Consider the following 14,797-nt stretch of genomic DNA (forward strand, 5'->3'; position numbering starts at 1 on the left):
TTGGAGTTTACTGATAGTAGTTAATATATATGGGGCTCCGGCTATTTGATAATGCTAAAACAGATTATAAATACTAAAAGCTTGTATTTGTCCATCCACGATGCTCTAAACTTATAGGGCGAGTATTAGGTTTAATAAGCTTAAAACTTAAAAAAATTATAAAATAAATGAATTAAATGTTTAATTGAGCTAAAGAATCCTTTACATTAACGTTGTTAAGTGAAGAAGCTATCTTTTGATTACTGAATACTGAATTAACATGGGGGCTAATGTTTAAATCCTCTTCTCCGAGGAATCTTTTGCCAGGAATCACTGGTAAGTCATTACCATTTATTTTAGTTTTTATGTACTGAATATCATCTGGATTTCCTTTATATCCTCCTAAAAATGCTCCTCCATCGAAAGAAGCCCAAATATTGACTTTTGCAGAATTGTAATCGTAAGTAATGACATCTCGACGAGATTGTCCATAGATATCATTACCTATTATTTTTATTGCTGCCTTATCGGGATCACTGCTGAACCGGTTGAATTTACCTTTATCATAATATCTGGGATTATTGGGCACTTTAATGTAATCTCCATTTTTCATTTTAAATAGTTTGGTTATGCTTTTATGAACCCTGTAATCACGTGCAGTTATTCCCACTTTGTCATCAGGTGATTTTATTAGGAAATGTCCCCATCCATTTCGTTCTATGATACTATTTGCCATGTTCATATCTCCCTTTTCAATATGGCCCTTTGAAATTATATCACTTGCAAGTTGTTCTAGATGTTTAGTTGTATCAGGGTCATCTTTTCCTCCAATGCCAATTATCCATCCATTTTGTGTAATTATAGTATGGGTGAAATATCCTCCTTGGGTTTTATACTCTTTAATTGCAGTTTGACCGTTGAAATTTATTTTATCAATCAGTATATTTGCAAAATTAACTGAATCTCTTCTGTAGGACAGTACATCATGCCCTGGCCCTGCATGAACTAAAACAGAACAACATCCAGTATCATTGAAGGTATCATTTGAACCAAGTTCTGCATCTTCATTTGTGGAATTTAATTTAGAAACTTTATTTAAATCAACTATATTTTGTAAGTTAGATTCGTCTATTTTGGCTGATAAATCAGATGCTATTATTGAAAATAGTAATAAAAAGGATAGTATTCCTATAATGAAGTTTATAATTTTACCTTTCATATGATACGACCTAATTAAGTAAATTTGACCAAAAATTTGATATATTCGGACTTAATGAGTGAGATGTTTCTAGAAAATATCAGTGATATATTATTTTAATTAACTTTATTATTACTAATTTAAATAATAATGGGTTTTTTATAAGTCAAAATTGCAGAGTGGAGTTAAAATACTAAAAAAATAGAGTTTAAAGCTAATTTTGCTATTATGTAAAAAATACTGTCTTTTTTAATTTCATATTAATATAATGAAAATATTAAACTTTTATGCGCATAAGTCGTTAAAAACCAATTTTTATCGTCACTTATCAAAAATAAGATTAATTAGTCAGTGATGAAAACTGTAACTTGTGCATTAATTTTGAAATTAACAGTTAATAGTACTATTAATTAAACAATATTATTAATTGCATGTTTAATTTATAAATTAAAATAGGATTTATGAATTAAACTTAATTTTTTAAAATTTTTAGGCTTTAAAACTGAAAAATTTTAGTAAAGTCCTCCATTTATATAATTGGTAATTTTATCTGTTGTAGATTGATGTATTTTCCTTATTACAGCTTTATTACCTTCAAATTTAAGTATAACTGCAAACACTCCAAGATCATGTAGATAATGCAGGAAATCTTCTGCTTCCTCCTCGTTATCAACATCAATTATTAGATCTTCGCCAGCGGTATCTCCAGAGGCCACGTTTTTAATTGTATCTACCATGGGGTATAAAATTGCTTCTCCAAGCCTACGTGCTCTTTTTTCAAGTTCTTCTTTGTTCTCTTTCATTTCAAATGCCTGAAAACCTTCTCTTATTACTCTACTGAAGAAAAAATCTCTTCCAAAGTCAAAGGGATATGTAAATGCATAGCGAAGTTCATCGGCATGTGCCTCTGAAGAAGTATATTTTAAGGGGGGAACTTCCATAGATGGATCTTTAATTACAATTCCTTCTCTGCCGACGCTTCCTATTTCTTTAATTACTTTTTTAATGATAGGGGACGCCTCATTAACTTCATATATTCCAATAAGCCGTACAACAGGCAAATTATACTTTTCAAGTAATTCTGTTTTTTCTTTAATGGGCATTGGTTCATTTGAGACTTTTTTACGTATATCAAATACCCTAAACCCTATATCGCCGATTTCTTCATAATAATGTGCCACGTATGGATTTTCAGTACCTAACATTTCTCCACATATGACTAGATCTGGGTTATCGTTAAAGAAATCTTTCAAGTTCATAATTTCTAACGCTTTTTTTGTAGTATATGGACATACATATCCTCGCCTTGTTATGGCAATTATTTCGTCGCCTATTGATGCTATACGTACGTTATATCCATTCATTTTTTCTTCAAGAGCGATTTTACCCTTAAAATGATTTTTTATAGTCGGTGAAAGCATTAATGTTCTTCTTATTTTGGGAAAGCCTCTTATTACTTCGATCTTATTCCTAAAATAAATTACAGTTCCTGTCTCCATCACGCCAACGTCTTTTTTAAACTGCATGGCGGGAAATCCATGGAATTCAAAAAATTTAATAATGCCCGTTTTAATTCCATGATCTAGTTTCTCTACTTTCACGTGTAGGAGCTCTTGAAGCTTTTTATCTAAAAAATTTTCTATAACCACTTTAGATTCCAGATCACATGTAGAACAATGAAAAAAAAAGTTGGTGAGGGAGTTATTCCTCCTCCAATCTATGTTCATATTTTTATTGCAGTTGGGGCATTTGACTTCAGGTAAAATTCAGTAAACCTCCTCTAATTCTGCAATAAAGTTCATAATGTCTGTTTTAGTGATCATGCCTGTAATTTCCCCGTTGTCGTTTGTAACTGGTACTCCACTGAAGTCTTCATCTATCATAAAGGTTGAAGCATCGGCTATTGTTTTTTCTTCATTGATGGTTCTTACATTTTGAGTCATTATATCTTCTACGATGAGATTCCTTATCCTTGCAGCTTGATACCTGTCAGGGACAATTTTTCTAAAGGATATCATTGAATCTGCTATGTCTTTAGCAGTTAGAATTCCTTCAATTTCATCGCCGTTCATTACGGGCAGTCTTCCAATATCTTCATCAATTAGTATTCTTCTTGCATGAACCAGCCTATCTCCAGGATTTACAGTCATCACGTCTGTCTGCATCCTGTCTTTTATGTAAGTCTTATTGTAAGGTATTCCCTGGCATGTTTTAATGAAGTCAGTTTTTGTAATGATGCCTACGATTTCTACGTCGTCTATAATGGGTATTCCGCCAATTTTGTTTTCAATCATTATTTTGGCAGCTTTTCCCAGATTTTCAGCAGCATTTAAAGTTATAGGATCTGGAGTCATAACTGTGGATACATGGAAATGTGAAGGGGGCATATTGCCATATCTGGATGAACCAAGCCGTAATGCAATATCTTTTTCAGTTATAATTCCTACTAATTCTCTTTTATGGTCGTTGTTGGTGTTTATGACAGGCAGCCGTGAAATTTTATGTTTTTTCATGAGTTTTAATGCATCATTAAGGTTCTGGTCTTTATCTACTACAACAACTTTAGAACTCATTATATCTTTTATGTGCATACTATTCACTCCGCTTTACAAATATATAACTAAACTTAAGCTTTACTGAATCCCTTTAATTATATCTGTTTTTGTGATTATTCCAACAAGAGAATCGTCCTCAACAACAGGAAGATGACTTATATAGTTGTTACACATCAATTGGGCAGCTTCTGCTGCATCTATATCTTTGCTGATTTTTACAACATCTTCGGTCATTATATCTTCTGCAGTTAACATGGATAGGTCTCTAGCTTTTCTTTTTTCTTCCCCTTCTACTCCCTGTCTTACAAAGTAGACCCTTTCAACACTCACACCGGTATCAGGATCATTTACCTCAGCAAAGGAGATATTAGCTGGAGTTATAATGCCTGCAATTTCATTATCAAACATTACAACAAGTCCATCTATGTTATTTTCATTCATAACGCTTATGACGTGAGTTATAGTATGGTTTTGATTTACAGTTACCACATTTTCAGTCATAAGATCTGAAACTTTCCACCTGCTATTGAATTTGGATGCATAAAATTTCATGAGGTCAGTTTTTGTAATAATTCCTGCTAAACCTTCATCATCTACAACTGGAACTGAACTTATTTTATCCCTCAGCATGGTTTCAACGGCTTCTTTCAGGTCGCTGTCGGCATCTATTGTTATAAGGCCATTGCTCATAACTCTTCTGATGGATATTGTATCTATGGGCCTTCTTTTCCATGTAGGGCCATTTCCTCTTAATTTACGTGTTAAATCTTTTTCTGTAACAATTCCGATTGGATTAGCATCTCTGTCTGTAACTATGACTCTGCTAACTCCGTGTTTTAGCATAATTTTCCTTGCGTGGGCTACCTGTTCAGTTTCCTGAATTAAAAATACTTCGTCATTCATTACATCTTTTACTAACATTTTACCACCATGAAGCTATTAATCCTGTATTTATAATGCGCTGAGAATTTCATCCGCTTATCGCCCTTAAAATATCGCTTTCTGTTATTATACCAATTAAATCACTATTTCTAACTACTGGGAGCCCTCCAATACCTTTAGTCTCCATTATACTACATATTTCACCTAATCGTGTTTGGGAATTGGTAGTGACCACGTCGTTAATCATGATGTCTGAAAGTGTGGTATTCAGGATTTCTTCAGCATCATTTGTGACTAATTTTTCAAATGCAGTATTATTACCTAAGAATTTTAAGATGTCTGTTGAAGTAACAATTCCAACAAGCTTATCATTTTCAGGGTGAGGTGTTTTTCGTTCTTCTCCAGTTACAGGGATTCTTCTAAGTTTATTTCTAACCATAATTTTAGATGCCCCTTCAATTCGGGTTCCAGGAGTGGTTGTTATAAGTGATGTTGTCATGAAATCTTCCACAACTTCATCAGTTAAGACTCCTGAGAGGAGAAATACAAAATCTCTTTCAGAAATTATTCCTACGATTTTTTCATCTGAATCTACTATTGGGAATGCACCGACTTTTTTTTCCAGCATTTTGGAAACTGCATTACCAATGGAGCTTTTATGACTTAAAACTTCTACCTTAGTTGTCATAATTTCCCTTACAGGGTCATTTATGGCGGATAAAAAATTACCGTCGTGTTTTTTTTCTAAAATTTGATACTTGTCTCCACCACCTAAAAAGTCAAGTATATCCATGGCTGTCACGATTCCACGGATTTTTCCGGTCCCAGGGTCTGTAATTGGGAGCCTTCTAAATTTGTTTTTTACCATTATTTCTGCGGATTCTTTGATTGTAGCGCTTTGAGGCACTGTTACTACTTCTCTTTTGGCGATGCTCATAATATCGCCTTCGTGTTCTGTTATATGGGTTTCAAACTCCAATGGAGCTCTTTCTCTAGATTTTACTATATTTATTAGTTCTTTTCTTCTCATGAGTACACCTCATATGAAACTAAACCTGAAGTAATCTCTAAAAATAAATTTGAATTATTTAAATCATGTAAATAGTATTTTAAAATCAATTTATATACGACCCCAAAACATCTTCCCTTGTTATTATTCCAACAAGTTCTGCTTCTCTTACTCTTTCGGGTTCTTTTTTAATGTGTACTGGATGATCAACTACAGGTAATCTTCCAATATTATATTTAACCATCAATTTTGCAGCCTCTTTAATGTCCTTATCTTCGGTGATGACTACGGGAGGGGTTTTCATAATACTTTCTACCTTTGTGGGCTTTTTAACTCCCCCTTCTTTAGAAAGTCTTACATGGCCTGAGTTTATAATGTCTTTTCTGGTTATCATGCCTATTATTTTCTTCTTTTTAATTACTGGGAGCCCAGAAAATCCAGTATCGTCCATTTTATCCCATACTTTTGATAAAGGATCATCATATTTGCATGTAACAACATTTCGTGTTGTTGATTCGCCTACATTCTGCTTTTTAGGCTTTACTTCTCTATCTAATAAATTTTCAAGAATATCAGCTACACTTATCATTCCCACAACAGTCATATCATCATCTGATTTAACAACAGGTGCTTGGATAATATCTGCATTTATTATTTGTTTTCCAATTTCGTTAATATCTACTTCCGGTGTTGTAATGACCTTGGGGTGTTCCATAATCCCGCGGGCTTCAATATTTGATTTTGTTGCAGAGATGCGCATCATGTCTCCACGAGTTATTGTTCCTTCTAAATGCTTTCCAGAGACTACAGGAACACATCTAAAGCTTTCATCTCTTAATATAGATCTAACCTTAGTAACACTCGTATTTACAGAAACTGTGACAGGATTAGGTGTCATAACATCTCCAACATTGTTCAAATTAAATCACCTTCTAAATCTTCTTTACAGTCTTCACAAACAAATTTTCCATCAATTTCGTCTAAATCATCCATAAAGTTTCCACATGCCTCACAAACTCCAGGTACTGGTGGATTTATATTTTCATGATCCATCTGATTTTTTTGGTTTTCCATCCTTGCATTTTCAACAAGAATTTCAGTCAGTTCTGGAGAAACGGCCATTATGTCTTTTGCAGTTAATATACCTTTAAGAACTCCATCTTTTACCACAGCTAACCGTCTTATGTTCATTTTTGACATGAATCGAGCAGCTTCATTTAATTCTCTTCCGGGGTCGATTTTTATAAGGTTTTTAGTCATTATTGCATCGATGGATATCTCACTGGCTTTGATATCATGGGCAACAACTTTGTTGATGATATCTGTTTCTGTAACTATTCCTTCTGGTTCGTTGTTGTTTTTTACTATTAAACAACCCACTTCATTCTGGCTCATTAAATAGGCAGCATCTGCAGCGCTGTTTTCAGAACTTACGGTGACTACATTTGATGTCATTGCATCATTTACTGTGACTTTTGTTTCCATTTCCATTTTTAAACACCTTAACGTACTTTCAGAAGTTTATGAACTTGAGGTATTGTGAGTACATCTAAATAGTTTCCTACCGCTTCAGAGAATTCAAATAATTTTTCATTGTTCTTTATCCAGTGATTGAGGGGATATGCGGGTTGAATAACCATTGATAACTTGGAAGCATCTGAAATTTCATCAAGTATCCTTGAAGCTATCAGTTTTATTGCATCAACTTTTGTAGAGGGCAGTATAACTATCTTACAATATATATTTGTTTTATTATCTATTAATAGATTTAGTGATTTTAATTCATCTTTAAATAGGTTATCCCAATTAGAAGTTGAACGATGCTCCGGTAATTTAATGTCTAAAGAAGCATATTTGATCAACTCTGCTATTTTCTCCATTTCGTCGGGTAATGAACCATTTGTTTCCAGCAGGCAGTTAAAATCATATTTTTCTAAAAATGATCTTATAAAATCTGCATGTAGTAATGGCTCTCCTCCTGTTAAAGAAATAGAATGAAAATCAGGAGTTATTAAATTATTTACAGAATTAAAAAGTTGTTCTTCTGAAAAAGAGGATCCACTTGTAGGATCTAATCCTTGTGGGGTATCACAGTAATTGCAGTGAAGATTACATCCAGAAAATCTTACAAAAATTTGCCTTCTTCCAATTAGTTTGCCTTCACCCTGAATGCTTGAGAAAATCTCATTTATATGGGCTTTCATTTATGGTCACCACATTAGATATGTAGTTATTCACATGTCTGGAAGTAGGCACCTTGTCCAATGCCTTCGTTTACACAAATTTGAACACTTGAGACACTATTATTTGATGCCTTTAAGTATTTAAATGTTTCTTCGGCAAAGTATTCCGCCAGATCTTCTGCAGAGGTTGATTTGAGCTCTAAAAGGTAACAATCTTCCAGAGGAAGTTTGTATTCTTTCTCACCTATTTTAAATTCTACAGATTTGTCATCTTTATGTGTAAATTCAATAACGTCGCTGTTGCATGGAATTAAAACCTTATGGTCAAATTTTGAGCAAATTTCTCTCACTATTTTTTTTGCCTGTTTAAAATCAACCACAAATCCGAATTCTCCACTTCTTTCTCCTTCTACAGTTAGATCAACGATGTAAGAATGTCCGTGTATTCCACCGCATGATTCATGTAAAGGGATCATGTGTGCTGATGAGAATCTTAAGTTAGCGTGTATTCCATTAATCTCTATTTTCATTATAATGTCCTCTTAAGTAATTTAAATTAAATGTATTAATTTTAAATGATTTATTTGATTAAATATACTGTTATGCTCTTAATTATGTTATTTAAACTTATTAAATGTATTTAATACTCTTAAATTTAATATTATGTAATGCAATTTTTATATAACTCATTTTTAAGTAATAAATTAAGCTGGTTAATACCATGCTTAATTAATGCATGATTTTTGCTGGATCAAAAATATTATCATATTTAGAATACTCTGGTCTTTGTGATATCTTCTTCAATAGATTCAATTTCATTAATATAACTTTCGCATATTTTATCAATCAGCTTATCTATTTTTTCATCATCCATATCTTCCAGGCATTCACAAAGTCCTATTGTTTCTATATCATCTGGAGTGCCTTTATTTATAATATTCATCCCGAAATGTATTTTCATGCTGCTGTTGGAGCATGTAGCTATGGAAATACTGAGCTTTTTACCTTCAAAATAGATGTCATCCCCTTCACGGGTTGTATTAATACCTAATTCACTTAAAACATCTTTAGTTATCATTACAAGTATCCTTTGCCTGTGGTAACATGTCTTCAAGTCTGCAGGCTGGCGGTCAAAATGTTCCACTATAAAGTGCATCATTTTATCAGCTTTTATTTCAAGGCCCACATCTTCGTAGTCTATGAGTTCTTCAGGTTCGATATTTAGAGGACCTATCCATGCTACAATACTTGATCCTTTAACTTTATGTTCTGTAAATGCCCAAAATGGTTGAATTGGGCTCCCATCATAAATTAAGCCTTTTTCTAACTTTTCATATTTCATGATTTCACTTTATCTTAATTGTTAATGTATATGCTCTTTTGTTTAATCATCAATAATTAACTCTTTATAACCTGTTTCTGGGTCAAATACTCTTATAAGAGTTTTATCTGATTTCAAGATACCAATTTCTGCAGTGGTATTGATTATACAACCATCACTTAGATGGCCTCCAAATACATGTCCTTCTGCATCTGAAATTGATATATGTACATGAATTCCATCTGCTGAAATGGTACCTTCAGCTGATACAATCTCAAATGGACCAGTAAATGTCTTATAATTACCATCTGCCATTCTTAACGTGGCTGAATTTAGACTGCCGACCATGCAGATTATAATGCCTGATTTGATTCCATTCTGCTTGGATATATTAATAATGCCTTTTTTAAGGTCTTCTTGAGGTTTTAGTCTTGAGATTATCATAATTTACAAATCTAATTTATAATGGTAATGAATTAAATTTATTATTGTCAAGTTTTAGAAAACAAAAATAAACTCCTAAAATCATAGATTAAGTAATTTAAACACTTAATTATTTATTAATGGTGTGATATAACCTTTTCTTTATCAAGATTTGACATCAAATAAAAGATTAATCCAAATAACGCAATGGATATGACAATACTAAAAAGTACTATCCGCCAATTTGTTAGGGGTTCTGTGTTTGTAGGCGTCAAAAAACTGCGGGATATAAAAAATATACATATGAATGCTGCAATTGCTATGAAAAATAGCAATTCCATTATTCTTTGCCAACTAACGAATCTTAAAATAGCCCAACCTGTGAATGCTGCATAAAGTATGGGAGTGATCGGAGCAACAAAGATTATCATTACCCATGAGGCTGTTGATGGAATGAGAATTGAACTTGAGTCGCCTAAAATCATCCATATCAAAGAAAAAGTAAGTATAGTGAGTATAGCTAAAGGATAACTGAGTAAAAAAATTGCAACTATTTTGCCTGCCCAAACAGTAGTTAATTTAACAGGGGTGGTTAATATTGTTTCAAATTTTCTAAACAATTTTTCATCAGCAAATTTCTCTTTAACAAATTGTTCATTAAACAACCACATTGCAAATGCAGGTAATATGATCAAAAATATTTCTAAACCAAAGTTTTTCATAACATTTGAGTCTTGAATTGGTGATTGATTAATAATAGAATAAAAAAGATAAACTCCTATGCATGAAAAAAAGACAGAATATACAATTAATCCTCCCCAATAATTTTTACGCTCTAAAACTTCAGTTATTTCCTTTAAGATAATTGTTATTAATTGTAGATTCATTTTTTCACCTGTTATTATCTGCAACCAAATTTAAATAAGCTTCTTCAAGGGAAGATTCAGATTTCCAAGTATCAACTATTTTTTGAGGATTTATTATTTCAAAAATGTTCAAGTCTTTTTTTGGATAAAAAGAAATTACCTGGCCATCTATTTTAATATTATATCCAAAATTTTGCAATTTTTTGGCGAATATTTGGGTATCTTCTACAGATATCAGACGTACCTGCAGTTTACGTGCTCCAAATGTGCTAAGAATATCATTCAAAGCACCATATGAGATCACTTCTCCTTTATTTAATATGGCAATGTTTGAGCAGGTTTTTTGCATTTCATCTAAGTCGTGAGAAGAAAAAAAGATAGTTTTATCATTTTGTGTTAACTCTTTCATCATTTCTCTAATTAAATACCGTGATTCTGGATCAACTCCAGAAGTTGGTTCATCTAATATTAAAATTTGAGGATCGGATACTAAAGCTCTTGCAAAAGCTAACCTTTTGCGCATACCATGTGAATATTTTTCAACTTGGACATTAGCCCATTTAGATAGGTTCATAGCGCCAATTACCTCGTTTGCAGATTTTCTTGCTCTTTGATTATTCATATTGTGCAGGTTGGCCCAAAAAAGGATATTCTGCAGCCCTGTTAATTTTTCATATAGTCCATCTATTTCTAGCATGGCCCCCACGAGATTTCTCATCTGCATTACATTATTGTTATTAATGTATGGATTTTGTTCTAATACTCTGACATCTCCTGAAGATGGTTTAATAAGACCTAAAATTAGTTTTATAGTGGTAGTTTTCCCTGAACCATTAGGACCAAGATATCCAAATATCTGTCCCTTTTTGACCTTGAATGAAATTCCATTTAGTGCTTTGAAGTCCCCATAAAGCTTATGGACATTATTCAAGCTCAGAACTATCTCTGACAATCTTTTGGGCCTCCTTTGAGATTAGTAATTAATAAAATAAGCAAACATATATATTTTATTATACTAATAAATTAAGTTAATACTAATTTTGTTCTAAAATAGATAAAACAAAAATTTAAGAACCTAATCTCAAAAATAATGTAAATTTAAAACAGTTTTAATATGTAAAATTAGTTTAAGTTTGGGATACAATTCATTTTTTCGAGATAAAGTGGTTATATTTATAATGCTTTAATTAATTAAATAAACTTATGAGAGCCAGAGCAAGAGATTTCATATACACTAAAGACAATCTATTCTTTGCCACAACTTCTTATCTGCATCCAGAAGACAGGATTCTTTCATTTTTAAGATATATCCATGATCCTAATGGTAACAGGTCCAAGAATGGCCAGAAATATTCTAAAGTGGACTCTAAACAGGCTTACGATTTTTTAGGCGGTAAGTATCCTGAATATCTTTTTGGGCCTGATGGGGACCTTAAAATGATGGGTGTCCCTTTAGATAAGGTTGAAAAGATATTAAAACCAGAAGAACGACTTAATGAAATATTGAATAACTTTGATAATGATATATTACTTAAGAAGGTTGTAAAATTGGCAGGTATTTTCCATGATCAGGCAGGTATTCCTTACTCAAAAATGGGAGTTTCTGGTTCAATTTTACCTGGCTTATATGATCCCGCTGTGTCTGATATAGATTTTGTGTTTTACGGGCTTAAAAACCACAGAAAAGCAATGGATACCTTTGGAGAAATCAAAGACAAGAGTGATTTGAAGAGTATAAGTGACGAATATTGGACGCATTTATACGAAAAGAGAATAAAAGACAATACATTAAGTTATGAAGAGTTCCAATGGTATGAAAAACGTAAAAATAACAGAGGAGTAATTGACGGTACACTTTTTGACATTCTTTCCACCCGTGATTGGGATGAAATAACAGGAAAATATGGGGAAGAAAGATATGAATCAATGGGTACTGTAAAGATCAAATGTAAAGTATCTGATGCCATGGCCGCATTTGATAACCCTGCTACCTACAAAATTGAAGATGTTAATATTTTAAAAGGCCAGGATGTCGATATAACTGAAATTGTCTCATTTACTCACACTTATTCTGGACAGGCAAAAGAGGGTGAAGAAATAATTGCAAAGGGTAAATTAGAAAAAGTTACTGATAAAAATGTGAGGTATAGGCTCGTAGTTGGTACAACTAGGGAAGCTTTAGATGAGTATATCAAACTGAGGGATAGAGTTTAGTTACTTAAAACTTTCAAATTATAACAATTGATATCTTTTACAATCATTTAAAAAATTAAAATTTTTATCTTGATAGGGAGGCGTTTGATGAAGGATATTTATAATGTTGGGCTCATTGGGTTTGGAACAATTGGAGCAGGAGTTGTAGAAACTTTTAACCGGAATCTAAACCTTATGGAGCAAAAAGTAGGTGCAAAAATAAAGCTTAAAAGAATCGTAGATCTGGATATTGAAACTGACAGAGGTGTGGCAGTAGATAAAAATGTTTTATCAACTGATATCAATGATATTCTGGAAGATCCAGAAATAGATATAGTAATAGAACTTATCGGAGGCTACGAACCTGCAAAGACGTTCATTTTAAAAGCTATGGGCCATGGAAAACACGTGGTCACAGCAAACAAAGCTTTACTTGCAAAGCACTGGGAAGAAATCTTAAAAACTGCAAATGACAACAACGTCAGGATTTGCTTTGAGGCCAGCGTCGGCGGAGGTATTCCTCTACTTGAACCATTAAATGAAAGGCTTGCAGCAAACCACATTAAATCTATTTATGGTATAATAAATGGAACTGCAAACTACATTTTAACTAAAATGACTGAAGAAGGCCTTGATTTTGATGAAGTGTTAAAAGAAGCTCAAGATAAGGGTTATGCAGAACAGGACCCTACTTTTGATATTGAGGGGCATGATACTGCTCAAAAATTGATTATACTTACTATTTTAGGCTTTGGAACATATGTTGAGCAGGATAAATTCCATGTTGAAGGTATAAGCAAAATCAAACAGGAAGATATTGAATTCATCAAAAATGAATTGGGATACTCTATAAAACTCCTTGCAATTTCAAGAATTGAGGATGGAAAACTTGAAGTGAGGGTTCACCCTACTTTAATTTCTTCAGATCACCTCATTGCATCTGTAAATGGTGTTTTCAATGGAGTGTATCTTATTGGAGATATAGTTGGGCCAGTTATGATGTATGGACCTGGTGCTGGAATGATGCCAACAGCAAGTGCTGTAGTTGGAGACTGTCTTGATATCATGGAGAATATGGAGAGGCCTAACATATACGGTCCAAAAGACACAGAAGTCCGGGAAATAAAAAATATTGAAGATATCTGTTCCAAATATTACATGCGTCTTACTGTACTTGACAAACCAGGAGTTTTACATGCAATATCTGGTATATTAAGCAGATATGATATCAGTTTAGAGTCTGTAAATCAGAGAAGGAAAAATGAAGGTAGGGAAGTCCCTATTTTCTTAATAACACATGAAGCACTTGAGAAAAATATTAGAAGCGCTGTTAAAGAAATTGATGAGCTTGATTTAGTCAAGGAAGCTACCCTCTTTATCAGGGTTTTAGAGGATTAATTCTCTAAATTTCTATTTTTTTGGAGATTAAATTGCTTGTATTTCGGTATTTTTTAATTTTTCTTTATTTTTTATTCGTTTAAAGTTTTTTGAATTTCTAAATGGATAAAATAACTTTTTTTAAGATTTAAATTACCTTATTTTGGCTAATAAAGTTGTATTTTATTTTTTAATATTATTTTTATTATTCTTAAGTAACTGTGTTAAATCATAAATGATAAAAATATAAGAACAGGGAATATCATAAGATATTACCATGTTAGAATTTGTTGGATCGTTTGGAGAAGACGGATTTGAACTCAATTTTGCAGACCTGGTTTCACCTAAAGAGTGGAAGGATGAAATAGAAGCTAAATTGGCAACCTATAAAGAAGAAGCACATGTTGTAGATAAGGGAAGATTAAATTTATTCATAGTTTTAAAATTAAACCCTTTAGATGGTGAAGAAGAGGATATTAGGTACATATCAAGACATATAAATGAATTTACTGAATTTTATCATGAAGCTATACGTGAAATTAAATAGATGCTCTTTTTAAGCTTGTTTATATTCTATTCATTCTTTTTAGATAGTTAGAATGAGGAATATGTTTTAATTTTTAATTTGTTTAAAGTTTTTCGCTCATGTTTATTATCGTGTGCATGGTTTTATTCATTAACATGTTTACTGGTTAATCTAAATTGAATTTATTTTAAAAAAATTCCATTTATTTAATCAAAAATTAATGTTAATTCAATAATATTTGCACAATACTCCAGACATGAGCGAAGTTTTTTAACAACATTTTAA

16 protein-coding genes are annotated in these 14,797 nt (G+C 32.4%); 3 read left to right on the forward strand and 13 right to left on the reverse strand.

What is annotated here, in order from left to right:
• Nucleotides 1–172 precede the first annotated feature (172 nt).
• The 13 genes from ASJ80_RS07860 to ASJ80_RS07920 all read right to left on the reverse strand — a co-directional run bounded on the left by ASJ80_RS07860 (nt 173) and on the right by ASJ80_RS07920 (nt 11,368).
• Nucleotides 173–1,198, reverse strand: coding sequence for a hypothetical protein (locus tag ASJ80_RS07860; RefSeq protein WP_069584921.1), 1,026 nt, complete (start codon nt 1,196–1,198; stop codon nt 173–175).
• Between the two features lie 491 nt (nt 1,199–1,689).
• Nucleotides 1,690–2,826 (reverse strand): RNA ligase, encoded by a 1,137-nt coding sequence (locus ASJ80_RS07865; RefSeq protein ID WP_245837528.1) that lies wholly within the window; start codon nt 2,824–2,826, stop codon nt 1,690–1,692.
• Between the two features lie 117 nt (nt 2,827–2,943).
• Entirely contained in the window at nt 2,944–3,768 is an 825-nt protein-coding gene (locus ASJ80_RS07870; RefSeq protein ID WP_069584923.1) for a CBS domain-containing protein, read from the reverse strand.
• Between the two features lie 42 nt (nt 3,769–3,810).
• On the reverse strand, nt 3,811–4,653 hold the full coding sequence (locus tag ASJ80_RS07875; RefSeq protein WP_069584925.1) for a CBS domain-containing protein: 843 nt from the start codon (nt 4,651–4,653) through the stop codon (nt 3,811–3,813).
• 49 nt (nt 4,654–4,702) lie between these two features.
• Complete coding sequence (locus ASJ80_RS07880) at nt 4,703–5,644, reverse strand: CBS domain-containing protein (protein ID WP_069584926.1); 942 nt, start codon at nt 5,642–5,644, stop codon at nt 4,703–4,705.
• Between the two features lie 85 nt (nt 5,645–5,729).
• Nucleotides 5,730–6,542, reverse strand: coding sequence for a CBS domain-containing protein (locus tag ASJ80_RS07885; RefSeq protein ID WP_069584928.1), 813 nt, complete (start codon nt 6,540–6,542; stop codon nt 5,730–5,732).
• Nucleotides 6,539–7,114: a CBS domain-containing protein gene (locus ASJ80_RS07890; protein WP_069584929.1), complete on the reverse strand. Its 576-nt coding sequence runs from the start codon at nt 7,112–7,114 to the stop codon at nt 6,539–6,541. The genes ASJ80_RS07885 and ASJ80_RS07890 overlap by 4 nt, the downstream gene beginning before the upstream one ends.
• An 11-nt stretch (nt 7,115–7,125) precedes the next feature.
• Entirely contained in the window at nt 7,126–7,827 is a 702-nt protein-coding gene (locus ASJ80_RS07895; RefSeq protein WP_069584931.1) for a 7-carboxy-7-deazaguanine synthase QueE, read from the reverse strand.
• Between the two features lie 26 nt (nt 7,828–7,853).
• A complete protein-coding gene (locus ASJ80_RS07900; protein WP_069584933.1) occupies nt 7,854–8,336 on the reverse strand; it encodes a 6-carboxytetrahydropterin synthase in 483 nt (160 codons plus the stop codon).
• Between the two features lie 239 nt (nt 8,337–8,575).
• Nucleotides 8,576–9,148 carry a DUF366 family protein gene (locus ASJ80_RS07905; protein WP_069584935.1) on the reverse strand — a complete coding sequence of 191 codons (573 nt, stop codon included), beginning with the start codon at nt 9,146–9,148 and terminating at the stop codon, nt 8,576–8,578.
• Nucleotides 9,149–9,190: 42 nt separating this feature from the next.
• The gene (locus ASJ80_RS07910; RefSeq protein WP_069584936.1) at nt 9,191–9,571 is read right to left on the reverse strand and encodes a PPC domain-containing DNA-binding protein; all 381 of its coding nucleotides are present in this window, start codon (nt 9,569–9,571) and stop codon (nt 9,191–9,193) included.
• Nucleotides 9,572–9,687: 116 nt separating this feature from the next.
• Nucleotides 9,688–10,437: a hypothetical protein gene (locus ASJ80_RS07915; RefSeq protein WP_069584938.1), complete on the reverse strand. Its 750-nt coding sequence runs from the start codon at nt 10,435–10,437 to the stop codon at nt 9,688–9,690.
• A gap of 4 nt (nt 10,438–10,441) precedes the next feature.
• Entirely contained in the window at nt 10,442–11,368 is a 927-nt protein-coding gene (locus ASJ80_RS07920) for an ABC transporter ATP-binding protein (protein ID WP_069584940.1), read from the reverse strand.
• Nucleotides 11,369–11,619: 251 nt separating this feature from the next.
• Here ASJ80_RS07920 and ASJ80_RS07925 point away from each other — a divergent pair, with 251 nt between their 5' ends.
• The 3 genes from ASJ80_RS07925 to ASJ80_RS07935 all read left to right on the forward strand — a co-directional run bounded on the left by ASJ80_RS07925 (nt 11,620) and on the right by ASJ80_RS07935 (nt 14,533).
• Complete coding sequence (locus tag ASJ80_RS07925) at nt 11,620–12,630, forward strand: DNA polymerase subunit beta (RefSeq protein ID WP_069584942.1); 1,011 nt, start codon at nt 11,620–11,622, stop codon at nt 12,628–12,630.
• Between the two features lie 87 nt (nt 12,631–12,717).
• Nucleotides 12,718–14,007 carry a homoserine dehydrogenase gene (locus ASJ80_RS07930; RefSeq protein WP_069584944.1) on the forward strand — a complete coding sequence of 430 codons (1,290 nt, stop codon included), beginning with the start codon at nt 12,718–12,720 and terminating at the stop codon, nt 14,005–14,007.
• A 256-nt stretch (nt 14,008–14,263) separates the two neighbouring features.
• Complete coding sequence (locus tag ASJ80_RS07935; protein ID WP_069584946.1) at nt 14,264–14,533, forward strand: hypothetical protein; 270 nt, start codon at nt 14,264–14,266, stop codon at nt 14,531–14,533.
• The last annotated feature ends 264 nt before the right edge of the window (nt 14,534–14,797 follow it).

Source organism: Methanobacterium bryantii (genome assembly GCF_002287175.1).
In the GTDB taxonomy this organism is placed as follows: domain Archaea; phylum Methanobacteriota; class Methanobacteria; order Methanobacteriales; family Methanobacteriaceae; genus Methanobacterium_D; species Methanobacterium_D bryantii.

Bases quoted from the DNA above. Each gene is read 5' to 3' on its own strand.
- ASJ80_RS07900 (WP_069584933.1), bottom strand. From the start codon at position 8,336: ATGAAAATAGAGATTAATGGAATACACGCTAACTTAAGATTCTCATCA.
- ASJ80_RS07895 (WP_069584931.1), bottom strand. From the start codon at position 7,827: ATGAAAGCCCATATAAATGAGATTTTCTCAAGCATTCAGGGTGAAGGC.
- ASJ80_RS07910 (WP_069584936.1), bottom strand. From the start codon at position 9,571: ATGATAATCTCAAGACTAAAACCTCAAGAAGACCTTAAAAAAGGCATT.
- ASJ80_RS07925 (WP_069584942.1), top strand. From the start codon at position 11,620: ATGAGAGCCAGAGCAAGAGATTTCATATACACTAAAGACAATCTATTC.
- ASJ80_RS07880 (WP_069584926.1), bottom strand. From the start codon at position 5,644: ATGAGAAGAAAAGAACTAATAAATATAGTAAAATCTAGAGAAAGAGCT.
- ASJ80_RS07875 (WP_069584925.1), bottom strand. From the start codon at position 4,653: ATGTTAGTAAAAGATGTAATGAATGACGAAGTATTTTTAATTCAGGAA.
- ASJ80_RS07890 (WP_069584929.1), bottom strand. From the start codon at position 7,114: ATGGAAATGGAAACAAAAGTCACAGTAAATGATGCAATGACATCAAAT.
- ASJ80_RS07915 (WP_069584938.1), bottom strand. From the start codon at position 10,437: ATGAATCTACAATTAATAACAATTATCTTAAAGGAAATAACTGAAGTT.
- ASJ80_RS07860 (WP_069584921.1), bottom strand. From the start codon at position 1,198: ATGAAAGGTAAAATTATAAACTTCATTATAGGAATACTATCCTTTTTA.
- ASJ80_RS07930 (WP_069584944.1), top strand. From the start codon at position 12,718: ATGAAGGATATTTATAATGTTGGGCTCATTGGGTTTGGAACAATTGGA.
- ASJ80_RS07905 (WP_069584935.1), bottom strand. From the start codon at position 9,148: ATGAAATATGAAAAGTTAGAAAAAGGCTTAATTTATGATGGGAGCCCA.
- ASJ80_RS07935 (WP_069584946.1), top strand. From the start codon at position 14,264: ATGTTAGAATTTGTTGGATCGTTTGGAGAAGACGGATTTGAACTCAAT.
- ASJ80_RS07870 (WP_069584923.1), bottom strand. From the start codon at position 3,768: ATGCACATAAAAGATATAATGAGTTCTAAAGTTGTTGTAGTAGATAAA.